Origin of the sequence: Tessaracoccus sp. MC1865 (genome assembly GCF_017815535.1) — a bacterium.
GTDB lineage: Bacteria > Actinomycetota > Actinomycetes > Propionibacteriales > Propionibacteriaceae > Arachnia.
Window position 1 is genome coordinate 951,110 of the sequence record NZ_CP072596.1, and the last position, 22,399, is coordinate 973,508.

A 22,399-nucleotide genomic window follows, 5' to 3' on the forward strand; every position below is an offset into this window, starting at 1 on the left:
ATAGCGTACCGACGGAGTCGTCGGCGCGAGCCGGTAGGCTGGGCAGCCGACATGAGTGACTCCCTTTTCCCGGATCTTTTTGCCGTCTTCCAGCCCGACGAGCCCGCTCCGCCGCGCGCGGAGGCACTGGTGACCCCGCGGAAGGCCAAGGCGAAGCAGGTCAGCGAGGAACAACTGCTGGAGGGTCTCAACCCTCCGCAGCGCCAAGCCGTCGTGCATGCGGGCAGCCCCGTGCTGGTGGTGGCCGGCGCCGGCTCCGGCAAGACGCGGGTATTGACCCGGCGCATCGCGCATCTGGTCAGCCAGCGTGACGTCCATCCCGGCTCCGTCCTGGCCATCACGTTCACCAACAAGGCCGCCGCGGAGATGCGTCAGCGCGTCATCGAACTGGTGGGCAACCGCGCCAAGCTCATGTGGGTCTCCACCTTCCACTCCGCGTGTGTGCGCATCCTGCGCGCAGACATCGACCGCTTCGGCATCGCCAAATCCTTCTCCATCTACGACGACGCAGATTCCAAGCGGTTGATGTCGCTGGTGGTGCGCGACATGGAGCTGGACCCCAAGCGTTACCCGGTGCGCGCCGTGATGAACGCGGTGAGCAACTACAAGAACGAACTGGTCGACCACGAGCGCGCCGCCGCAGAGGCGGAGAACTCCCGCCAGGAGACGATCGCGCGGGCCTACGCCGACTACCAGGGCCGGCTCGTCGCCGCCAACGCGCTCGACTTCGACGACCTCATCATGACCGCCGTCCACCTGTTCCAGGCGTTCCCGGACATCCGAGAGAAGTACCGCCGTCGCTTCCGGCACGTGCTGGTGGACGAGTACCAGGACACCAACCATGCCCAGTACGCGCTCATCCGCGAGTTGTGTGCGGGCGAGGTCACCGGCGTGGTGGAGGGATCCCCGACGGTGGAGCCGGCGGAGCTGATGGTCGTCGGCGACTCGGACCAGTCGATCTACGCCTTCCGCGGCGCCACCATCCGCAACATCCTCGACTTCGAATCGGACTTCCCGGGCGCCGGCACCATCGTGCTCGACCAGAACTACCGCTCCACCCAGAACGTCCTCACCGCCGCCAACGCGGTGATCTCGCGCAACCAGGGCCGCCGCGACAAGCACCTGTGGTCCGACCTGGGGGAGGGCGACCTCATCGTCGGCTGGGTGGCAGACACGGAGCGCGACGAGGCGCAGTTCATCGCGGACGAGATCGACAGGCTCTCCGACGCGGGCGAGAGCCAGTACGGCGACACCGCCGTCTTCTACCGCACCAACGCCCAGTCGCGCGCGTTCGAGGAAGTGTTCATCCGCGTCGGGATGCCCTACAAGGTCGTGGGCGGCGTCCGGTTCTACGAGCGCCGCGAGATCCGCGACGCCATCGCGTACCTGCGCGCCATCGTGAACCCCGCAGACGACGTCTCCGTGCGCCGTATCCTCAACGTGCCCAAGCGCGGCATCGGCGACAGGGCGGAGGCCGCCATCTCGACGCTGGCCAGCGCTCAACGCATCACCTTCTTCGACGCGCTCCAGCGCGCGGAAGAGGCGCCCGGCCTCGCCAGCCGCTCCGTCAAGCTGATCCAGGGCTTCGTGGACGTGATGAACATCCACCGCGCCATGGTGGCCGCCGGCAAGCCCGCAGACGAGGTGCTCACCTCCATCCTGAAGGAATCGCACTACCTCCCTGAGTTGCAGGCGTCGACAGACCCGCAGGACGAGACCCGCATCGAGAACCTCGTCGAGCTCGTATCGGTGGCGGCGGAGTTCGTCGCCGCGGCGAACACCATCGACCTCGACGACGAGGAGGCCGTCGAATCCGGCCTCGTGGCCGGCATGCCGGAGCCCGACGACTCGCTCGCCGCGTTCCTGGAGCGCATCGCGCTGGTGGCGGATTCGGACCAGGTGCCGGACCACGACGAGGGCAAGGGCGTCGTCACGCTGATGACCCTGCACACGGCCAAGGGCCTGGAGTTCGACACCGTGTTCCTCACCGGCATGGAAGAGGGCATGTTCCCGCACATGCGGGCCCTGACAGACCCGAACGAGCTGGAGGAGGAGCGACGGCTGGCCTACGTCGGCATCACGCGCGCCCGGAAACGGCTCTACGTGACCCGAGCCGCCGTGCGCGTCACCTTCGGGCAGCCGGCCTACAACCCGGCGTCGCGGTTCCTGGAAGAGATGCCGGCCCACGTCCTGGACTGGCGCCGCACCGGCGCCGCCACCACGCAGTGGGCGAGCACCGCCGCCACGCGCAACCGCCAGACCTCCGCGTCGATCCAGAGCTTCGGCTCCGGCACCGGCCCGCTGAAGACCGTGCTGAGCGTGGGCGTGGGGGACAGGGTGCTGCACGCCAGCTTCGGCATGGGCACCGTGGTGGCCGTGGCAGGAGCCGGCGACAACCTGAGGGCCGATGTGGACTTCGGCTCGGCGGGCACGAAGCGGTTGAGCGTCAAGCACGCGCCGATGGAGAAGCTGTAGCGCACCGCGCGAAAGACAGTGCTGGGTTTGTCACCGTCTACGGTCCCAAACCGAGCAGTGAACAGTTGTCCTGGTGTGAGCTACGGGTTCAAGGAGTGCTGACGACTACTTGGAAACGCCCAGCGAGCGCAGGAACACCATCGGGTTCGACGCGCTGTACACATCGCCCGGCGTCACGCCCGGCTTGTAGTACTCGAAGTGCAGGTGGGACCCGAACGAGCGGCCGGTGTTGCCGACGTAGCCGATGAGCTGGCCCGCCTTGACCGTCTGGCCAGTGCGCACAGCCTTGCGGCTCATGTGCGCGTAGAGCGTGGATCCACCGTTGTTGTGCTGGATCACCACGTTGGTGCCCGCCCAGCCGCCTGCGGTGGGGCTGAGCACGACGCCGGAGGCGGCAGCGTAGATGGGGGTGCCGGTGGGGGCCGGGAAGTCCTGACCGGTGTGGTAGCGCGACCACTTGCCGCGCTGACCGAAGCCTGCGCCGACGCGGTAGCCGGACTTGACCGGCATCGAGCCGCCCTTGCTGGTGAGGTTGTCGACGTCCTCGGCGGTCATCGACTCGACGTCGCCGACGGTGATGCCCTGGGCCTTCGCGGCGCTGGCGGCCTTGCGGGCCCGCTCGAGCAGCTCGGCGGCCTTTTCGGCCTCCTCCTTCAGCTTCTGCGACTGGGCGGCGACGAGCTCCATGTCGGCGTCCATCAACTTGTCGCGCTCGCCCATGGAGAGATCTGCCTGCGCCTGCGTGGCGGACTGGTTCGCGGCGCCGAGCTGTTCCTGGCGCTCCTGCGCCGCCTTGTCCGCGACGACGTCCGTGAGGCCGCTGCGGACAGCGTTGCGGCTCACGTCCTCGCTGCGGTCTTCGAAGCTCTCGGCTGCTGCCGACATCGCGGCCGCCGGGATGGCGGCCGCTACGTCCACCCCGCTGTCGAGGTCATTGCCACGGGCCGTGAAGGCGAAGGCGAAAAGTGCGGAGGCCCCGACGGCGCCGGCGACGCCCATGGCGACCATTCGGCGGGAGATGCCCAGCGCGCGGGAGGCGCGGCGTGCGGGCGATGCTGCGGGGGTGACGACCTCTGCTTCGAGGATTTCGTCGGTTACAGGGTCAGCGGCGCGACGGGCGTTGCGCAACGGGCTGTGGTTCACCTGGTTCCTGACGTCAAGAGGGGTTCTGTAGGTCATTCCGAACGGAACCTTAACAGTTCTCAGGAACCTCTCAAAATCAAACCGAAATATTGTCCACAGATCTTTTCTGCCGTGCCGTGTGACGGGCCGGGGGACTGCGGGGCCAGGCGCGCTCGTTCGTGCGAAGGGCTACCGTATCGGCCCTTGTCCCGATACGCTGGCGACGCTCGATCGTCCCAATTGAACAGGAATCACTGTGGATCTCCTCGAATACCAAGCGCGCGACCTCTTTGAGCGGTTCGACGTACCCGTGCTGGCCGGACGCACGGCCACCACCCCCGAAGAAGCCCGTGAGGCCTACCGGTCCCTCGGCTCAGGAACCGTCGTCGTCAAGGCCCAGGTACGCACCGGCGGCCGTGGCAAGGCGGGCGGCGTCAAGCTGGCCCACGACGAAGAGGCCGCCGTCGAGACGGCCCAACAGATCCTCAACCTGGAGATCAAGGGCCACCCGGTCAAGGTTGTGATGCTCAGCCCCGGAGCCGACATCGCCGAGGAGTACTACTTCTCGATCCTCCTGGACCGCGCCTCCCGCGGCTATCTCGCGATGTGCAGCGTGGAGGGCGGCGTCGACATCGAAACGCTGGCGGAGGAGCGGCCCGAGGCCCTCGCCAAGGTCGAACTGGACCCCGTCGACGGCATCACCGCTGAGGCGGCGGAGCGCATCCTCACCGAGGCGGGCTTCCCCCAGGAGATCCACGCGGCCGTCAGCCCCGTGCTCCAGAAGCTGTGGACCGTGTTCGTGGAATCAGACGCCACGCTCGTCGAGGTCAACCCGCTCGTCAAGACGGCCGACGGCACCATCCTCGCCCTCGACGGCAAGGTCACCCTCGACGCCAACGCAGATTTCCGCCACCCGGAGTGGGAGCAGTACGAGGAGCACACCGCGGACGTCGACCTCGAACGGCAGGCCCGCGAGCTCGACCTCAACTACGTGAAGCTCGACGGCTCCGTCGGCGTGATCGGCAACGGCGCGGGCCTCGTGATGAGCACCCTCGACGTGGTGGCCGCCGCAGGCGAAGAGTTGCCCGGCAAACCAAAGCCCGCCAACTTCCTCGACATCGGCGGCGGCGCGTCGGCCCAGGTGATGGCCAACGGGCTGCGCATCATCATGAGCGACCCCCAGGTGAAGTCCGTGTTCGTCAACGTCTTCGGCGGCATCACGGCCTGCAGCGACGTGGCCAACGGCATCGTCCACGCGTTGGAGATGCTGGGCGACGAGGCGCGGCTGCCCATCGTCGTCCGGCTCGACGGCAACTCCGTCGACGTCGGCAAGGCCATCCTCGAAGAGGCCAACCACCCGCTCATCACCGTCAAGAACACGATGGACGAGGCGGCCCGCACCGCGGCCAAGCTCGCCTCGGAAGGAAACTGACATGGCGATCTACATCAACGCCTCCTCGCGCGTCCTCGTCCAAGGGATGACCGGCCGGGAGGGCCGCAAACACACCCAGCGCATGGTCATGTCCGGCACCCGCGTCGTCGGCGGCGTGACGCCCGGCAAGGCCGGCGAATCCGTGCTCTTCGAGGAGGACCCCGTACCGGTGTTCGGCTCGATGGTGGAGGGAGTGGCCGCCACCAACGCCGACGTGTCGGTGGTGTTCGTGCCGCCGAAGTTCGCCAAGGCCGCCGTCATGGAGGCCGTGGAGGCCGAGATCGGTCTGTGCGTGGTCATCACCGAGGGCATCCCCGTGCGCGACAGCGTCGAGTTCCAGGCCGCGGCGGCCGAGGCCGGGACCCGCATCATCGGCCCGAACTGCCCGGGTCTCATCTCTCCAGGCCGGTCCAATGTCGGCATCATCCCGGCGCACATCTCGGGCCCCGGCCGCATCGGCCTGGTGTCGAAGTCCGGCACGCTGACCTACCAGATGATGTACGAACTGCGTGACCACGGCTTCTCCACGGCCGTCGGCATCGGCGGTGACCCCGTCGTCGGGCTCAAGCACATCGATGTGCTGCAGGCCTTCGAGGAGGACGACGAGACCGACGTGATCGTGATGATCGGCGAGATCGGAGGCGACGCGGAGGAACGCGCCGCCGACTACATCAAGGCCAACATCACCAAGCCCGTCGTCGGCTACGTGGCAGGCTTCACGGCACCGCCCGGCCGCACCATGGGCCACGCGGGCGCCATCATCACCGGCTCGAGCGGCACCGCCCGCGCCAAGAAGGAGGCGCTGGAGGCCGCGGGTGTGCAGGTGGGGGAGACCCCGTCGCAGACCGCGCAGCTCGCCCGCGACGCCATCGCCAAGCTGCGCGCCGGGCAGCTGGTCTGATCAGTTGAGCTGGCTGGCCCGGACGGAGATCCGGGCGGCCAGCTCGGTCAGCTGCTCCTGGGTGAACTGCACCTCGGGGGTGGCGGAGATGATGGTGTAGGCCACCTTGTTCGTGGCCACGCTGACGATGAGCTGGTAGGTGACCTTCTCGGTGTCCGAGATCGCCTGCGTGGCGGTGAACACCAGCGACGACAGCGCGTTGCCTTCGGCGTCCTTCGCCGGCACGGGAGCGTGCTCCGCGATCTCGGCCGTCAGGACCCGCTGGCCGCAGGTGCGCAGGTTCGTGCCGAGCTTGGTGACGAAGACCGCGGCCTCCTCCGAGGAGGGGAAGGTGAACAGCAACTCGTCGATGCCGAAGCGCTCCGGGATCTTCTCGTCACGCGTCAGGGCGTAGGCCGTGCGCTGCCGCTCGGTGGGGCCGGCCTCGGTGGCCAGTTCCATGTTCTCGCAGCCCATGTTGGTGCCGTCGACGGGGTGCGGGCCGGTCATCGTCCAGCGTCCGGCCCCCGGGTGGATACGCGGAAGGTCGATGGGGACGAGCCAACCCTCGGGCGGCGCAGGAGGCACGATCGCGGGGGCAGCCGTCACGTCGGTGGGGCCGGGTGCGTCCTGGGCTTCAGCCAGGTCCGCCTGCGACCGCAGCAGCGAATCCGCGACCGCGTTCTCATCGACGGGCTGCGCGTCGCGCGCCACGTCGACCATCTGCAGGGCGGCGCCGTCGCGCGTCAGGAGGACGGTGTGGTACTTCGCCACCGCCTCCTCCTGGACGATCGTCACCTGGAAGGTCTCCTCGGCCAGGCCCTCAATGGTGGTGCCGCGGACCAGCCGCGCGGGCACCTCGCCGCACGTGGTCAGGGAGGCGATGCGCTCGCTCATGACGCTGCTGGCGGCGTCGACGTTGGCGTACACGTCGATGCGGTGCAGCGTGGCCAGTTTGTCGTCGCCGCTGGTGCCCAGCGTGCGCTGGAAGGAATGGGTGGGATTGACCGTCGGCTGGGCGGTGCTCAGGCAGATCGCCCGCATGGTGTGGTCCGACTGGGTTTCCGTGGTGGAGATCACGGACCAGTCTCCGGCCGGGGCGATGGGGACCAGGTCGTCCGCCTCCACCAGGTCGGCCACGTCAGCGGGCTGGTCCGTCACCGAGGGGCTTCCGGAGGTGGGCGACTCCGGCCCGCTGGGAACGCCGCTCGGCTCGTCCTGCATGCCGCGCACCACGAAGAACGCGATGAGGCCCACCACCAGCGCGCCCACCAGCCCGGCCAGGGCCCAGGTGCCCAGCGTCATCTTGTGCGCGGAGACCCAGGAGGGAGCCGCCGCGGGGGCCGCGGGGCGTTCGACCTCCACGGGGGTGTCGCTCGACATGGCGGAGCGACGGGGGGCCGGGCCCGGCCCGTCGGCGTACTCCCCGGCGGAGCGCGGGAAGACGGGGGCGGGGATCATCGGCTCGGGTTCTGGGGCGACGGGTACCGGGGGAGGGGTCTCGCTGAAGGGGACGCTGCCGCGGCGGGTGAAGGGGCTGTCGCCTTGGCCCCTGGCCGGCGCGGCCGGCGCGGCCGGTTCGATGGGCTCGGCGGGCCCGGCCGGTTCAGTCGGCTCGGTGGGTGCAACCGGCTCAACCGGGTCGTCGCCCAACCCGGCGGCGGGCGTCGATTCTTCTGGGGCTGCCGCGCCGCGTCGCGGCCGGGCCGCGTCGGCGGCTGCGGTATCGTCCGGAACCAATGGCGCCTGAAGTTCCTCGTCGGGCTGCAAGGCCCGGCGGGCACGGAAGGTCTCGTCAGACACAGGGGCTCACCTCCTCCGGAGCGCTGATTGGCCGAGTTACGTTGGGCCAGACTACCGGGGTGGCTGAAGGCCGCGCGAGAACCTCAACGGAAGGGTGATGGTGGACGGGTTCCAACACCGCACTGTGGCGGTCGACGTCGATCCGACGCCGACCCCGGAGCCGCGGCACTGGCCGTGGTCCTGGTATCTGCCCGCCATCGTCGGCCCGCTGGCGGTGCTGGTGGCCGGGTGGCTCCTCCTCTCCGGCTTCGGCGTGGTGGCGTGGCTCACCTCTCCCGACGCCCAGCTCACCCCGGCCCTCCGGATCGCGGCCGAGGTGCTCGTCCTCGCCCACGGCGCGCCCGTGCAGATCGCGGGGCAGGCGGTCTCGATCGCCCCGCTCGGGTTGACGCTCCTGCTCCTCTTCCTCGCGCTGCCGTTGGCCTCCCACTCGGCCAAGCAGGCCGCGGCCCAGGGCGCCCAGAAAGACGACACCGGTGGCCTCTGGGTCGACGGCGAACGCCTCGTCGCCAAGGTGGCCGGCACCTTCGCGCTCACGTACGGAGCAGCCGTGGTGGTCCTGGCCGCCACGCTGGGGGTCGCCTCCTGGCGAGCGGTGGTCGGCGGGCTGGTCGTGGGCGGCGTGGCCGGATTCTGGGGAGCAGCCCGCGGCATCGGCTACTCGCCGACGGAGACCTGGCCCGTCTGGCTCCGTTCGGTCCCCAGGGCCATGGGGGGCGCCATCCTCGCGGTGCTCGTCGGAGCCGTCGTCGTGACGGGCCTGGCCGTCTATTCGGGATGGGACCGGATGGGCGGCATCGTCGATGCCCTCGACGGCGGCACGAGCGGGTTGGTCCTGCTGGTGGTGCTGCACCTCCTCTACCTGCCCAACATCGTGCTGGCGGGCGCCTCCTGGCTCCTCGGCGCGGGCCTCACGCTGGGCGACGGCTCCGTGGTGACGATGACGGTCACCGACGTCGGGCTGCTGCCGGCCATCCCCATCTTCGGCGCCGTGCCCGCAAGCGGGACCGCGCCCACGTCGCACCTGTGGTGGCTCGCCGTCGGCGTCATTGCGGGCGCCGTCGCGGCCCTGGTTGTCGCCTTCGCCCGGCCGCGCGCCCGCTTCGACGAGACCGCGCTGGTGGGCGGGCTCTCCGGAGTGGCGGCCGGGGTGCTCGTCGCCACCGTGTGCAGCATGGGCTCTGGCGCCCTGGGGGACGACCGCCTCAGCCACGTCGGTGCCCGGATGCCGGAACTGCTGGTCTTCGCGCCCACCATCCTGGGACTGTCCGGAGTGGTGGCCGGCCTCGTCGTCGGCCTCGTCCGGCGCCGGCCGCACGCAGGAAAGCCGGCTGACGAGACGTCCGACAAGACACCCGGCGAGCCCACGGCGTAGGGTGTGCGGGTGACCACCCGCGTTGTCGTTCTGCTGTCCGGTTCGGGCACCCTGTGCCAGGCGCTGCTGGACGCCATCGACGCAGGCGAGGTCGACGCCCGGGTCGTGGCCGTCGTTTCGGACCAGCCCTCGGCCCTCGGGCTGGAACGGGCACGTGCCGCAGGGATCCCCGCCGTCGCCCATCCGCTTGCCAGAGGTGGCGATCGCGGTGCCTGGGACGCTGAGCTCACGCGGGTCGTCTCTGAGTTCGAACCGGACCTGGTCGCCTCCGCCGGCTTCATGAAGCTGCTGGGCTCCGAATTCCTCTCGCGCTTCGGTGGCCGCACCATCAACACCCACCCGGCGCTGCTGCCGAGCTTCCCCGGGATGCACGGTCCGCGCGATGCACTCGCCGCCGGTGTCAAAGTGGCCGGGGCAACCGTATTCCTCGTCGATGACGGCGTCGACACCGGTAGGATCCTGCTTCAGGGGGCCGTCGACGTTCTGGATGACGACAACGTCGAATCCCTGCATGAACGCATCAAGACGGTGGAACGCCGCTTACTGATCCGAGCCGTCTCCGAGTGGAAGAAGGAACACCCGTGACCGAGCTGACCCCGCTGCGCCGAGCCCTCGTCTCGGTATACGACAAGTCAGGACTGATTGAACTCGGACGTGACCTTTCGGCCGCAGGCATCGAGATCGTGTCCACCGGATCCACGGCCGCCAAATTGGCCGCCGCCGGCATCGAGGTCACCGGCGTGGAAGAGGTCACCGGCTTCCCCGAGTGCCTCGACGGCCGGGTGAAGACGCTCCACCCGCACGTGCACGCCGGCATCCTGGCGGACCGCCGCCTCTCCACCCACCGTGAACAGCTCGACGACCTGGGCATCGCCCCCTTCGACCTCGTGATCACCAACCTCTACCCGTTCGCCGCCACGGTCGCCTCCGGCGCCTCGCAGGATGAGTGCATCGAGCAGATCGACATCGGCGGGCCCACCATGGTGCGCGCGGCCGCCAAGAACCACGCCTCCGTCGCCATCATCACCTCCGCCGAGCAGTACCACATGCTGCGCGCCGCCATCGCAGCCGGCGGTTTCACGCTGGCGCAGCGCAAGGAACTCGCCGCCGCCGCGTTCGTGCACACCGCCAGCTACGACGTCGCGGTCGCCTCCTGGATGTCCGGCGACGTCGTCGGGCACCCCGGCGGGTTCCCCGCCTGGTACGGCGCCACGTGGCACAAGGTCGCGGACCTGCGCTACGGCGAGAACTCGCACCAGAAGGCCGCCGTCTACCGCAACAGCAACGGCACCGCCGGCCTGGCCGACGCCACCCAGCTCCACGGCAAGGAGATGAGCTACAACAACTACGTCGACGCCGACGCGGCCCGTCGTGCGGCCTACGACTTCGAAGAGCCCGCCGTCGCCATCATCAAGCACGCCAACCCCTGCGGCATCGCCACCGGCAGCAACATCGCCGACGCCCACCGCAAGGCCCACGCCTGCGACCCGGTCTCTGCGTTCGGTGGCGTCATCGCAGCCAACCGCCCCGTGTCGGTGGAGATGGCACAGCAGGTGGCGGAGATCTTCACCGAGGTCATCGTCGCGCCCGGGTACGAGGAGGGCGCCGTCGAGGTGCTCTCCGGGAAGAAGAACCTGCGCATCCTGATCGCCGAAGGCTCCACCAACGAGGGTATGGCCATCCGCGAGATCGACGGCGGGCTGCTCGTGCAGCAGGCCGACGCGATCGACGCTGACGGCGACGACCCCGCCAACTGGACGCTCGCCGCGGGCGAGCGGGCCGACGACGCCACCCTCGCGGACCTGCTGTTCGCCTGGCGCGCCGTGCGCGCCGTCAAGTCCAACGCCATCCTGCTCGCCAGCGACGGTGCCTCCGTGGGCGTCGGCATGGGGCAGGTCAACCGCGTGGATTCCTGCCACCTCGCGGTGGACCGTGCCGGTGACCGGGCCCGTGGTTCAGTTGCGGCCTCGGACGCGTTCTTCCCGTTCGCCGACGGCCCCCAGGTGCTGCTCGACGCGGGTATCCGCGCCATCATCCAGCCCGGCGGCTCGGTGCGTGACCAGGAGGTCATCGACGCGGTGACCGCGGCCGGCGTCACGATGTACTTCACCGGCACCCGCCACTTCTTCCACTGACGGAGGCTCACCCCATGACCGCAGTCAAGCTCGACGGCAAGGCCACGGCCGCCGCGATCAAGGCCGAACTCACCGTCCGCGTGGCGGCGCTGCGCGAGCAGGGCGTGGTGCCCGGCCTGGCCACTGTGCTCGTGGGGGCAGATCCCGCCAGCCAGAGCTACGTGCGGATGAAGCACCGCGACTGCGACGAGGTGGGCATCGCCTCCATCCGGGTGGAACTGCCTGAGGACGCGACGGCTGAGCAGCTCCGCGAGGCCATCGAGGGGCTCAACAACGACCCGGCCTGCACCGGCTACATCGTGCAGCTGCCCATCCCGAAGCACCTCGACGAGAACTGGGCGTTGTCGCTGATCGACCCCGACAAGGACGCCGACGGCCTCCACCCCATCAACCTCGGCCGCCTGGTGCTGAACGAACCGGCCACCCTGCCCTGCACCCCGCGCGGCATCGTCGAACTCCTGCGCCGCCACGGCGTCGAAATCAAGGGTGCGGAGGTCTGCGTGGTGGGCCGCGGCATCACCGTCGGTCGGCCGCTGGGCCTGATCCTGACCCGACGCAGCGAGAACGCCACCGTGACCCTCTGCCACACCGGCACCCGGGACCTGGCGGCCCATACGCGGCTCGCCGACATCGTGGTGGCTGCGGCGGGGGTGCCGGGCATGATCACGGCCGACATGATCCGCGAGGGTGCCGCCCTGGTGGACGTGGGCGTCAGCCGCGTCGACGGCAAGACGGTGGGCGACTTCGCCCCCGACGTGTGGGACAAGGCCGGCTTCGTCACGCCGAACCCGGGCGGCGTCGGGCCGATGACCCGCGCCATGTTGCTCAGCAACGTCGTGGACCGCGCGGAGCAACTGAATGATCTTCGGCGATAGGCTCGAGGGCCGGCTGAAGCGACGGGCCAGGGACCGTCCCGCAGACTCCTACCCTGACAGCCCGTGGGCCCTGTCGTTCACCGTGGCCGTGCTCGGCGTCGGCGTCGTCTTCGCAGCGCTGGGCCGGTGGCGCCTCGCGTCCCTGGTCATCGGGGCGGCGCTGCTGCTCGGCGCCGGGCTGCGTCTCATCCTCCCGCGCATGGTGGCGGGCCTGTTGGTGGTGCGCCGACGCTGGATCGACGTGAGCGTGCTGGCCATGCTCGGCGCCGCCGTCGTGGCCCTCGCGTTCATCGTGCCGCCGTCTGCCCCCTAACTCTTGGGGCGGGCGCCCCACAGTTCGCCGGGCCTGCCCTGCACGGGCGTCCAGCCACCTCCGCCGCTGAGGATGCGCTGCACCTCCGGCCGCTGATGGAACACCAGTTCGGTCAGTTCACGGTGCATCCCCAACCAGGCCCGCGGCGGCGGCCCATCCGGGAGGGCCTCGAGCCTCCCACGGAGCAGAGCGAGTTCCGTGACGTTCTGGATGAAGTCCTTCAGCAGCGTCTTCTCCCGCCCAGCTGCTGCCACCATGCGACGGCGGGCGCCGAGGTCGGCGAGCCATCCCGCCTCCAAGGGCGTGATCCAGCCGAAGTGCACGAGCGCGGGGAGTTGGCGCACGACGGTGGCGCGCTCCCGCTGCCTGGCCACCATGCCGACGATCAGCAGGCCGACGAAGACCAGTAGTTCGATGCCCGCGGCGATCAGGAGGCCGCGCATGCCGAGGAGGTCCGTGGAGGAGTTGTGCATGAAGTGCAGCGCGACGGCCAGGCACCAGGCGAGGAACGGCCACCCCACCCGCATGAGGCCCCTGGCGTTGACGCCTGCCCAGATGCCGATCGAGACGATGATGGTCAGCATGGGATGCAGGTAGGCCACCAGCAGGAGCCTGAGGAGGATGATCTCGACGGAGTCGTACATGGTGTCCGGCCTGAGCGCATAGGTGATGTGTTCGATCCACGAGAACCCGAGCCCCACCATTGCGCCGTACACGATGGCGTCGGTGAGGCTGTTGAACTCCGCGCGCCCCCGTCGGGTGCTGAGCAGGACGATCACGAGGAAGAGGCCCTTGGTCGACTCCTCGATGAGCGGCGCGGACACCATGACGGCCGCGTTCTCGGACTGGAGCCAATAGGCCACGACCGTGTTCACGATGCCGCTGACCAGCGCGGAGACGCCTGCGCCCCACACGAAGGCGCCGATGATGAACAGCGGCGGCTCGGGCTCCCACTTGTCGAGCCAGCGCACGAAGGCCACCCCGAGGGCCAGCACGGCGGTGAACGCGAGCACCGCGACGACCGACTGGGTAGCCGGTCGGTCGAGGAAAACGAGCAGGCCCAGCAGGGTGCCGGCGCCGCCGACGACGAGGAAGAGCAGCGGCAGCACGACCGCCTGCTTCTTGTGCCGCGCCGCCTGTTGATAGGTGGGGTAGCTCATGGACCCACCGTATTGCCTGTGTGTGCCGTGGCGCCCGTGGCCGTGGCCTGCGGGGCGCAGGTTCGCGCTGTGCGGCTGCGTCTGCGGGGTGGCCGCACCCGACCAGAATGAAGTTGTGCAGCGGACTTCCTGCACAACTTCACTCTGCTTGGCCGTCGGGACAGCCTCGGCAGGGCGTCATCGTGCCGGACCAACCGCGAGAGACAAGCAGTTGCGCGACGGCACGCGCCACCTTGCACGGGTGGTTGACGATGTCGTTCCATCCGAACCGCAGCGTGACGTAGCCACGCATGGAGTTCTTGTTGTCGCGCTCGAAGTCGCGGAAGACGCCGTCTCCGGAGTGGCCGAGCCGTCCGTCGAGTTCGATGACGACGGCGACCTCGACGTAGGCCACGTCGCTGTAGCGGCTGGGCTGCAGACTCACCTGGCGCACGCCGTCGGGCAAACCGTGGCGCTGCTCGACATCTCGGAAGTAGCGGCGCTCCAGTGCGCTGTGCACACCGCCGGCGATGTCTCCCAGCGCCTCGACGATCAGCGCCCTGTGCCGGACATTGGGAGTGGCCAGCGCGGCGTCGAGCAGCCGGCGTGGGGTGGTCCGTCGCGAGGTCACCGCTCGGGCGAGTTGGCTGAACAGCGCCTCGGGCTCGGCGTCGGCGCACATGCGCAGGGCCGTCTGCTCGATCCTCGCTACCGGTGGCTCTCCGCTGGCCTCGAACCCCGGCATCCGGTGAAAGCGCCACGAGCCCCGGTTGATCCGTTGGTGCGGGGTGAGCACGTCGATGGTCGACGTCGGGGCGCACAGCCCGAGCTTGTGGCCTGCCGCCTCGAACCCCAGCGCAGCGTCCGGCCCGCCGAGCAGGACGCCGCCCCACGCGAGGCCGTCCCAGGGCGGGTCTGGGGAGAGGGAATAGAGCCCCCGGGCGAGGGACCACCAGACATGGTCGTCCAGGAAGCGCTGCGTGACGGCGCGGGTGATGCCGGCTGCGGCGGCCTGTTTCGTCGTGATGACACCGCCCTGAGTGCGAGCGGTGGCGATGAGGTGGGCAGGCATGACGATCTTGTTCATGCCCACCACTTATGTTCAGCAGACAGTCCCGCTTCCCATGCCGTCGCACATCTGTGCACAACCCAGGCGGACCGTGCGTCAAGCGTCGTTGAGTTGTGCAGCGGAGTTCGTGCACAACTTCACTCTGCCGGGCCGGGGGCCCCGACGGCGGGTCCAGCGTCGTTGAGTTGTGCAGCGGAGTTGGTGCACAACTTCACTCTGCCGGGCCGGGGGCCCCGACGGCGGGTCCAGCGTTGTTGAGTTGTGCAGCGGAGTTGGTGCACAACTTCACTTTGCCGGGGCGGCCTTCCCGGGCGTCGACGGCGGGCTCAGCGTCGTTGACCGTTCACCACTCCTTCCGGAGGCCGCGACCGCAGCTTGCGCCGCGCAGTTACGATGTACGCGTGCAAGAGACCATGACCTCGTCGTCGGAGATCCTCGACCCCGCAAACCCGGGCGGCGACCCGCGACCGGTGCCGCGCAAGCGCCAGCGCTACATCATCTTCGGCGAGATGCTCGCCTTCGCCATCGTCAGTCTCATCGCGTCGTGGGTGCTGAGCTACGACGCCATCGTGCTGGCCGCCAACCCCGACGCGGACCTGGCCTGTTCCATCAACGAGGTGTTCGACTGCGCCAAGGTCGGCGCCACCTGGCAGGCCAACATCTTCGGCTTCCCCAATGCATTCCTGGGCATGATCGCCGAACCCGTCGTCATGACGATCGCCGTCGCGTCGCTCTTCGGGGTGCGGTTCCCGCGCTGGTTCATGTTCACCGCCAACGCGGTCTACTTCCTCGGTGTCGTCTTCGCCTACTGGCTCCTCTACCAGTCGTCCTTCGAGATCGGCGCGCTGTGCCCCTGGTGCCTCACGGTCACCGTCGCCACGACGTTCGTGTTCTGGTCCATGACCGCGTGGAACATCCAGGAACGCAACCACTACTTCTCCGCGAAGACCGCCGAGAAGCTGGAGCGTTTCCATCGCAACGGCTGGTTGACCATCTCGTTCATGGCGTGGCTCGCGCTCATCGTGGTCATCGAAATCCTGAAGTTCGCGCCCAAGTTCATCTGAGCCCCGCTCAACCGAGCCCGTGCGCACCGGCCTCCGACGGGGCGGTAGAGTCTCCCTGGTAGGACCTACCGTTCCAAGAGAGGAATGAGAAGTGAGCACTGCAGCTCCCGTCAAGATCGCCGTCACCGGCGCCGCTGGTCAGATTTGTTACAGCCTCCTGTTTCGCATCGCGAGCGGCTCGCTGCTGGGGGACACCCCCATCGAGCTGCGCCTGCTTGAAATCACCCCGGCGCTGAAGGCCCTCGAGGGCGTCGTCATGGAGCTCGACGACTGCGCCTTCGGCAACGTGGTCAACATCGAGATCGGCGACGACCCCGCCAAGGTGTTCGACGGTGTCAACCTGGCCATGCTGGTGGGTGCAATGCCGCGCAAGGCAGGCATGGAGCGAGGCGACCTGCTGTCGGCCAACGGCGCCATCTTCACCGCGCAGGGCAAGGCCCTCAACGACGTGGCCGCGGACGATGTCAAGGTGCTCGTCACGGGCAACCCCGCCAACACCAACGCGCTGATCGCCATGAAGAACGCTCCCGACATCCCGGCCGAGCAGTTCAACGCGCTGACCCGTCTCGACCACAACCGCGCCCTGTCGCAGTTGGCCGCCAAGCTGGGCGTGCCGGTCACCGACATCACGAACATGACCATCTGGGGCAACCACTCGGCCACCCAGTACCCGGACATCTTCAACGCCAAGGTCAACGGCCAGAGCGCCGCTGAACTGGTCAACGACCAGGCCTGGCTGGAGAGCACCTTCATCCCCACCGTCGCCAAGCGCGGCGCGGCCATCATCGAGGCGCGCGGCCTGTCGTCGGCAGCGTCGGCAGCCAACGCCACGGTCGAGCACATGCGCGACTGGGTGCTGGGCACCCCGGACGGCGACTGGGTCTCCATGGCCGTGCCGTCCGACGGTTCCTACGGCGTGCCGGAGGGCATCATCTCGTCCTTCCCGTGCACCGTGAAGGACGGCAGGTACGAGATCGTCCAGGGCCTCGAGATCAACGAGTTCTCCCGCGCCAAGATCGACGCCTCGGTCGCCGAACTCACAGACGAGCGCGAGGCCGTCACGGCCCTCGGCCTCATCTGAGCTGAACAACAACACACCGGCCCGCCCCCGAATCGGGGGCGGGCCGGTGTGCGTTCAGCCTGTCGGTCAGTGGTCGAGGGCACCTGCCGCGCCGGCGCCGGTCATGGAGCGGACCTCCATCTCGGCGGCCTGATCGGCGAACTGGTTGTGGTCCGGCTTCAGGACGGAGCCCAGCCAACCGAGGAAGAAGCCCGCCGGCACGGAGAAGATGGCCGGCGAATCCCACGGGAACCAGGAGAAGTCGACGTCGGGGAACATCGAGCCGGGGCTGCCCGACACCGCGGGGGAGAAGGCGATCAGCACGATGGCGGTCACCAGACCACCGCTGATCGACCACACTGCGCCCGCCGTCGAGAACTTCTTCCAGTACAGCGAGTAGAGGATGGAGGGCAGGTTCGCCGAAGCGGCGATGGCGAACGCCAGCGACACCAGGAAGGCGACATTCTGCTCCTTCGCGACGATACCGCCCAACACGGCGACACCGCCGATGAGGACCGACGTCCAGCGGGCCACCTTGACCTCCTTGGCCGGGTCCGCCTTACCGTCCTTGAGTACGTTGTTGTAGATGTCGTGCGCGAACGACGCGGAGGCCGTGATCGCCAGGCCCGCCACGACGGCGAGGATGGTCGCGAACGCCACACCCGCGATGACCGCCATCAGGACGGCGCCGCCCAGGTGGTAGGCGAGCGCCGGGGCAGCAGCGTTGGCGCCGCCGGGCATGCCGCGGATGGCCTCGGGGCCGACCAGCCACGCGGCACCGTAGCCGAGCACCATCGTGAACAGGTAGAACGCACCGATGAGGCCGATGGCCCAGGTCACGGAGCGACGCGCCTCCTTGGCGGTGGGCACCGTGTAGAAGCGCATCAGCACGTGGGGGAGGCCGGAGGCGCCGAGCACCAGGGCCATGCCCATCGAGATCAGGCCGATGGGATCGGTGTAGCGCTCCATGGGAGCGAGGAGGTCGAAGGTGGGCAGTTCGGGGTTGGCCGCACCGTCGGACGCGGTCTTGTCGATCGCCGCACCGATGAGGGCCGACATGTTGAAGCCCTTGAACGCCAGCACCCAGATGGTCATGATCAGCGCGCCCGTGATGAGCAGCACGGCCTTGATCATCTGCACCCACGTGGTGCCCTTCATGCCGCCGATGAGCACGTAGCCCACCATCAGCGCGCCCACGATGCCGATGACCAGGTTCTGGCCCCAACCGGAACTGATGCCCAGCAGCAGCGACACCAGCGCACCTGCGCCGGCCATCTGCGCCAGCAGGTAGAAGAAGGAGATGACGAGGGTCGAGGTGGCTGCGGCGGTGCGGACGGGCTTCTGACGCATGCGGAAGCTCAGCACGTCGGCCATCGTGTACTTGCCGGTGTTGCGCAGCGGTTCGGCCACTAGGAGCAGCGCGACCAGCCAGGCGACGAGGAAGCCGACGGAGTAGAGGAGGCCGTCGTAGCCGTACAGCGCCACGGCGCCGACGATGCCGAGGAACGACGCGGCGGAGAGGTAGTCGCCCGCGATCGCGAAGCCGTTCTGGCGGCCGTCGAATTGGGCGCCGCCGGTGTAGAAGTCGCCGGCGCGCTTCTTGCCGCCCTGGCTCACGCGGATCACCACGAACATGGTGATGACGACGAAGCCGGCGAAGATGCCGATGTTGATCAGCGGGTTGCCCAGCAACTGGGTTTCGAGAATGGTCATCGTGAGTGGCCCTCCAGCTCAGTGCGCAGTTCGCCTGCGACGGGGTCGACCTTCCGGGTCATGTAGCGGATGTACAGCCAGGTGATCAGGAACGTGCTGATGAACTGGCCGATGCCGAAGAGGAAGCCCACCGACACGTTGCCGAACACCGGCGTCATCATCAGGTCCTTCGCGAAGATCGAGCCCAGGACGTAGGCGAGGTACCAGACGAGGAACACCACGGTCATGGGGAAGGCGAACGAGCGGAACACCTTCTTGAGATGTTGGAAGTTCTCCGATTGCTGGACCCGGTGGAACTCTTCTGGGGGAATGATGCCCCGGTGGGGCGATGTGACGTCATCCATGACGGATTCTCCTCAGGCGTGGCGCATCGTTGCGCGCCTGCATGCTAGCAATCGGGCAGTTCGTTTGCGTGTATCTGTGATTTATCCCATCACACGGAGCGGGTTGTCCAGGGGGCAGCGCCGGGCATGGGGGACCTCGCCCGCGGGGCACCGCGCCGCATACCGCTAGGCTGAGCGCCATGCATCAGCTCGTCGTCACTCTCGACTGCCCTGATCGCCCCGGCATCGTCCACGCGATCACCGGAGGCATCGTCCAGGCAGGCGGGAACATCACAGAACTCCAGCAGTTCTCCTCCCCGGACACCGGCCGCTTCTTCACCCGCATCCACGTCGAGGACGCAGATCCCGAGGCGCTGTACACCTCCGTCGACACGGCAACCCGGGGCTTCGACGCACGGCTGCGGGTGGACGACGCGACGCGCCCGGTGCGCACCCTGCTGCTCGCCTCCAAGGCCGGTCATGCGCTCAACGACCTGTTGTTCCGGTGGAAGGGCGGCGACCTGCCCATCGACGTCGTCGGCATCATGGCGAACCACGCCGTCCTCGCGCCCATGGCCGCGTTCTACGACGTGCCGTTCAAGCACCGCTTCGTCACCCCCGAGACCAAGCCGGCCTTCGAGGCGGAGATCCGCCGGGTCGTCGAGGAGGAGGACGTGGAGCTGGTGGTGCTCGCGCGTTACATGCAGATCCTCAGCCCGGAACTGTGCGAGTTCCTCGCCGGCCGGGCCATCAACATCCACCACTCGTTCCTGCCCGGCTTCAAGGGCGCCAACCCCTACCGCCAGGCACACACCCGCGGCGTCAAGCTCATCGGGGCCACTGCCCACTTCGTCACCGGCGACCTCGACGAGGGCCCGATCATCGAGCAGAACGTCGTCCGCGTCGACCACACGATGGACGTGGCCAAACTGGTCCGCAAGGGTCAGGCCCAGGAGTCGCAGACGCTGGCCGAGGCCGTGCGCCTCTTCGCTGAGCACCGTGTGCTGACCGACGGTGACCGCACCGTCATCTTCCGCTGACCAGGCCTCCTGTTGCTAGGAGATATCGCCCTCATCGGGCTGTTCATCATCATCGGCGGGGTCTTCGCGGCCGCCGAGATGGCTCTGGTGACCCTGCGGGAGTCGCAGATCCGGCGCCTGTCGCTGAAGGGTAGCCGCGGCCACGCCGTCGAGCGGCTCACCAGCAATCCCAACCTCTTCCTGTCGGCCGTGCAGATCGGTGTGACCATCTCCGGCATGCTGTCGGCCGCCTTCGGTGGCGCCACCATCGGCGCCCGTCTCGTCCCGGTCCTGGTGGGCTGGGGGATGGCGGAGAATGTCGCCGCACCGCTGTCGCTGGTGCTCACCACTGTGGTGATCGCGTACTTCTCCATCGTGGTGGGGGAGCTCACCGCCAAGCGTCTCGCCATGCAGCGCCCGGAGACGTTCTCGCTGGCGCTGGCGCCGCTGGTCTCCGGCATCGCGAGGCTGGCCCGCCCGCTCATCTGGGTGCTCGACATCAGCACCAACTTCCTGGTGCGGGTCCTCGGCGGCGACCCCACCCAGTCGAAGGATGCCGTCACCGACGAGGAACTGAGGGCCATGGTCATCAGCTCCACCACCCTCGGGGTGGAGGAACGCAGCATCGTCGACGAACTCTTCGACGCCGGCGAGCTCAGCCTCCGCGAGGTGATGGTGCCGCGCACCGAGGTGGACTTCCTGCCGGCCGACATGCCCATCTCGCTGGCCTACCGGGAGGTGCGCGGCGCCCCCCATTCCCGCTACCCGGTCACCGACGGTTCCTCTGACCGCATCGTCGGCTTCATCCACGTGCGCGACCTCATGGACGTGGAGGGCGCCGCCCGCTCCGGCGACGTCCGCTCGCTGGCCCGTGACGTGCTCTTCCTGCCCGAGACCGTCAAGATCCTCACCGCCATGACTGCGATGCGCAGCCGAGGCGCCCACCTCGCCATCGTGCGCGACGAGTACGGCGGCACGGCGGGCATCGTGACGCTGGAGGACCTGTTCGAGGAACTCATCGGCGACATCACCGACGAGTACGACCTGGCCGACGGCGATGCGGCGCGCGAGGTCAATGAGGTCGACGGGCTGACCACCATCGAAGAGTTCGCCGAGTTGACGGGCCACGTCATCCCAGAGGGCCCCTACGACACCGTCGCCGGCTACTACATGTCCGTGGTGGGGAAGCTGCCGGTGCCGGGCGGCCTGATCAACGTCATGCTGGAACCCGTGCGGAACTCCGCCGGGGCGCGCGCCGCCTGGTACACGCTCGAGGTCCGCGAGCTGGACGGCCGACGCGCCGCGTGGTTCACGTTGCGCCGCGAGGCGGCTGCGGAGCCACAGCAGGAGAGCTCGGCGCCGCACCAGGAGGGGGACCCGGATGCCTGACGACGGCATGGGGCTGCTCACCGGGCCCCGCGTCGAGCCGCTGCTGCGCGCCGCCGTCGAGCATCAGGGCGGGAATCTGGTGAGCTGGTCGCTCGACCACGTCGACGCCGCGCCGGAGCATTCCACCACCGCCACCTACCTGGCGCAGATCCGCTGGCCCCACGGTGAACGCACGGAGCTGCTCGGGGTGAGCGCCCGCACGGGGGAGTTGTCCGCGTCGGACGCGCGCGCGGAGATCTTCGACGACGGCAACCGCCGCGTCGCCGTGTGGCTCTACCCCAACGACCCGGACCTGCTCGGGCTCCCGACGGCGGCCTTCCCGGAGAAGATGGCAGAGGCCCTCAACGCCGGGGGAGTGCTGGCGCGTCCGGTGACGGGTGGCCAGCTGTCGTTGTCGATGATCGGCTACCGGCCCCGCCGACGCGCCGTGGTGAAGGTGGTCGTGAACGACCCGCACATGGTGTTCTACGTCAAGGTGCTGCGCGAGAGGCTGTTCGCGGACGTGCTGGCCAAGCACACGATGCTCCGCGATGCCGGCATCCCCGCGCCTGAAGTGGCACTCGCCACCCCTGACCACCTCCTCGTGACCCGCGAACTGCCGGGCATGGCGCTCGCCAGGGCGCTCTTCGAGCCCGGCGATCCCTGCACCGCCGAGGACCTGATCGGCATCCTCGACGCGATGCCGCCCGCCGTCGCCCGGTTGGAACGTCGCGCCCCCTGGGCCGAGGCCGTCGGTCACTATTCGCGGATGGTGTCGGCCACGCTGCCCGACGCGGGGGACGAGCTCGCCTGGATGACCGACGAGATCACCAAGAGGCTCGCCCTCTTTCCGCCCGGCGACGAGGCCACCCACGGCGACTTCCACGAGGGTCAGTTGCGCGTCTCGGAGGGCCGGATCGTCGGCATGCTCGACGTCGACACCATCGGGCCCGGCAGACGGGCCGACGACCTGGCCTGCCTCATCGGACACCTCTCCACCATCCAGCGGATGAACCCGGAGCAGGAGGGCAAGGTGCGCGATCTGTTGGCGCGCTGGGTGCCGGTGTTCGACCGACGCGTGGACCCCGTCGAACTGAGGCTGCGGGCCGCCGCCGTGATCATCTCGTTGGCGACGGGTCCGTACCGCAGCCAGGAGGTGGACTGGCGGCAGCAGACACTGCAGATGATCCGCTCCGCGGGCGCCCTGGTGCGCCAGGTGGTGTGATCCAATCCG

At 68.8% G+C, this 22,399-nt stretch carries 19 protein-coding genes; 13 read left to right on the forward strand and 6 right to left on the reverse strand.

Annotated features, from left to right (window positions below; all coding sequences use genetic code 11):
- The first annotated feature begins 51 nt into the window (after positions 1 to 51).
- Positions 52 to 2,475: a DNA helicase PcrA gene (gene pcrA / locus J7D54_RS04295; protein WP_182764547.1), complete on the forward strand. Its 2,424-nt coding sequence runs from the start codon at positions 52 to 54 to the stop codon at positions 2,473 to 2,475.
- 105 nt (positions 2,476 to 2,580) lie between these two features.
- Here pcrA and J7D54_RS04300 read toward each other — a convergent pair whose 3' ends face one another.
- The gene (locus tag J7D54_RS04300) at positions 2,581 to 3,654 is read right to left on the reverse strand and encodes a M23 family metallopeptidase (RefSeq protein WP_182764546.1); all 1,074 of its coding nucleotides are present in this window, start codon (positions 3,652 to 3,654) and stop codon (positions 2,581 to 2,583) included.
- A 199-nt stretch (positions 3,655 to 3,853) separates the two neighbouring features.
- On the opposite strand from J7D54_RS04300, the gene sucC reads away from it, so the two are divergent.
- Together sucC and sucD are read left to right on the forward strand one after the other, a co-directional pair.
- The gene (gene sucC / locus J7D54_RS04305; protein WP_182764545.1) at positions 3,854 to 5,029 is read left to right on the forward strand and encodes an ADP-forming succinate--CoA ligase subunit beta; all 1,176 of its coding nucleotides are present in this window, start codon (positions 3,854 to 3,856) and stop codon (positions 5,027 to 5,029) included.
- 1 nt (position 5,030) lies between these two features.
- Positions 5,031 to 5,930, forward strand: a complete 900-nt coding sequence (gene sucD, locus J7D54_RS04310) for a succinate--CoA ligase subunit alpha (protein WP_182764544.1) — start codon at positions 5,031 to 5,033, stop codon at positions 5,928 to 5,930.
- Here sucD and J7D54_RS04315 read toward each other — a convergent pair whose 3' ends face one another.
- Complete coding sequence (locus tag J7D54_RS04315; protein ID WP_182764543.1) at positions 5,931 to 7,712, reverse strand: hypothetical protein; 1,782 nt, start codon at positions 7,710 to 7,712, stop codon at positions 5,931 to 5,933.
- 100 nt (positions 7,713 to 7,812) lie between these two features.
- Between J7D54_RS04315 and J7D54_RS04320 the strand changes: the two genes are divergently transcribed.
- Genes J7D54_RS04320 through J7D54_RS04340 form a run of 5 tightly spaced genes read left to right on the forward strand, consistent with a single transcriptional unit; the run spans position 7,813 to position 12,410 of the window.
- On the forward strand, positions 7,813 to 9,087 hold the full coding sequence (locus tag J7D54_RS04320; RefSeq protein ID WP_182764542.1) for a DUF6350 family protein: 1,275 nt from the start codon (positions 7,813 to 7,815) through the stop codon (positions 9,085 to 9,087).
- A 9-nt stretch (positions 9,088 to 9,096) separates the two neighbouring features.
- Positions 9,097 to 9,672 carry a phosphoribosylglycinamide formyltransferase gene (purN, locus tag J7D54_RS04325; RefSeq protein WP_182764541.1) on the forward strand — a complete coding sequence of 192 codons (576 nt, stop codon included), beginning with the start codon at positions 9,097 to 9,099 and terminating at the stop codon, positions 9,670 to 9,672.
- Positions 9,669 to 11,222 carry a bifunctional phosphoribosylaminoimidazolecarboxamide formyltransferase/IMP cyclohydrolase gene (gene purH, locus J7D54_RS04330; protein ID WP_182764540.1) on the forward strand — a complete coding sequence of 518 codons (1,554 nt, stop codon included), beginning with the start codon at positions 9,669 to 9,671 and terminating at the stop codon, positions 11,220 to 11,222. The genes purN and purH overlap by 4 nt, the downstream gene beginning before the upstream one ends.
- Positions 11,223 to 11,236: 14 nt before the next feature.
- Entirely contained in the window at positions 11,237 to 12,097 is an 861-nt protein-coding gene (locus tag J7D54_RS04335) for a bifunctional methylenetetrahydrofolate dehydrogenase/methenyltetrahydrofolate cyclohydrolase (protein ID WP_182764539.1), read from the forward strand.
- Positions 12,081 to 12,410 carry a DUF3017 domain-containing protein gene (locus tag J7D54_RS04340; RefSeq protein ID WP_182764538.1) on the forward strand — a complete coding sequence of 110 codons (330 nt, stop codon included), beginning with the start codon at positions 12,081 to 12,083 and terminating at the stop codon, positions 12,408 to 12,410. The genes J7D54_RS04335 and J7D54_RS04340 overlap by 17 nt, the downstream gene beginning before the upstream one ends.
- Here the strand turns inward: J7D54_RS04340 and J7D54_RS04345 are convergent.
- Together J7D54_RS04345 and J7D54_RS04350 are read right to left on the reverse strand one after the other, a co-directional pair.
- Positions 12,407 to 13,570 carry a PrsW family intramembrane metalloprotease gene (locus J7D54_RS04345; protein ID WP_182764537.1) on the reverse strand — a complete coding sequence of 388 codons (1,164 nt, stop codon included), beginning with the start codon at positions 13,568 to 13,570 and terminating at the stop codon, positions 12,407 to 12,409. The two genes, J7D54_RS04340 and J7D54_RS04345, sit on opposite strands and share 4 nt — an antisense overlap.
- Positions 13,571 to 13,709: 139 nt before the next feature.
- Complete coding sequence (locus J7D54_RS04350; protein WP_182764536.1) at positions 13,710 to 14,636, reverse strand: type IV toxin-antitoxin system AbiEi family antitoxin domain-containing protein; 927 nt, start codon at positions 14,634 to 14,636, stop codon at positions 13,710 to 13,712.
- Positions 14,637 to 15,019: 383 nt separating this feature from the next.
- Between J7D54_RS04350 and J7D54_RS04355 the strand changes: the two genes are divergently transcribed.
- Together J7D54_RS04355 and J7D54_RS04360 are read left to right on the forward strand one after the other, a co-directional pair.
- Entirely contained in the window at positions 15,020 to 15,682 is a 663-nt protein-coding gene (locus J7D54_RS04355; RefSeq protein WP_245244128.1) for a vitamin K epoxide reductase family protein, read from the forward strand.
- A 91-nt stretch (positions 15,683 to 15,773) separates the two neighbouring features.
- The gene (locus tag J7D54_RS04360; protein WP_182764535.1) at positions 15,774 to 16,763 is read left to right on the forward strand and encodes a malate dehydrogenase; all 990 of its coding nucleotides are present in this window, start codon (positions 15,774 to 15,776) and stop codon (positions 16,761 to 16,763) included.
- A gap of 66 nt (positions 16,764 to 16,829) precedes the next feature.
- Here the strand turns inward: J7D54_RS04360 and J7D54_RS04365 are convergent, their stop codons facing one another.
- Together J7D54_RS04365 and J7D54_RS04370 are read right to left on the reverse strand one after the other, a co-directional pair.
- Complete coding sequence (locus J7D54_RS04365) at positions 16,830 to 18,455, reverse strand: cation acetate symporter (protein WP_182764534.1); 1,626 nt, start codon at positions 18,453 to 18,455, stop codon at positions 16,830 to 16,832.
- Positions 18,452 to 18,799 (reverse strand): DUF485 domain-containing protein, encoded by a 348-nt coding sequence (locus tag J7D54_RS04370; protein WP_182764533.1) that lies wholly within the window; start codon positions 18,797 to 18,799, stop codon positions 18,452 to 18,454. The genes J7D54_RS04365 and J7D54_RS04370 overlap by 4 nt, the downstream gene beginning before the upstream one ends.
- A gap of 170 nt (positions 18,800 to 18,969) precedes the next feature.
- Between J7D54_RS04370 and J7D54_RS04375 the strand changes: the two genes are divergently transcribed.
- From J7D54_RS04375 to J7D54_RS04385, 3 genes are read left to right on the forward strand one after another with little or no spacing between them, the layout of a single operon-like run.
- A complete protein-coding gene (locus tag J7D54_RS04375; protein WP_209455254.1) occupies positions 18,970 to 19,818 on the forward strand; it encodes a formyltetrahydrofolate deformylase in 849 nt (282 codons plus the stop codon).
- Positions 19,819 to 19,827: 9 nt separating this feature from the next.
- Entirely contained in the window at positions 19,828 to 21,186 is a 1,359-nt protein-coding gene (locus tag J7D54_RS04380; protein WP_370585872.1) for a hemolysin family protein, read from the forward strand.
- Entirely contained in the window at positions 21,179 to 22,390 is a 1,212-nt protein-coding gene (locus J7D54_RS04385; protein WP_182764531.1) for a phosphotransferase, read from the forward strand. The genes J7D54_RS04380 and J7D54_RS04385 overlap by 8 nt, the downstream gene beginning before the upstream one ends.
- Positions 22,391 to 22,399 lie beyond the last annotated feature (9 nt).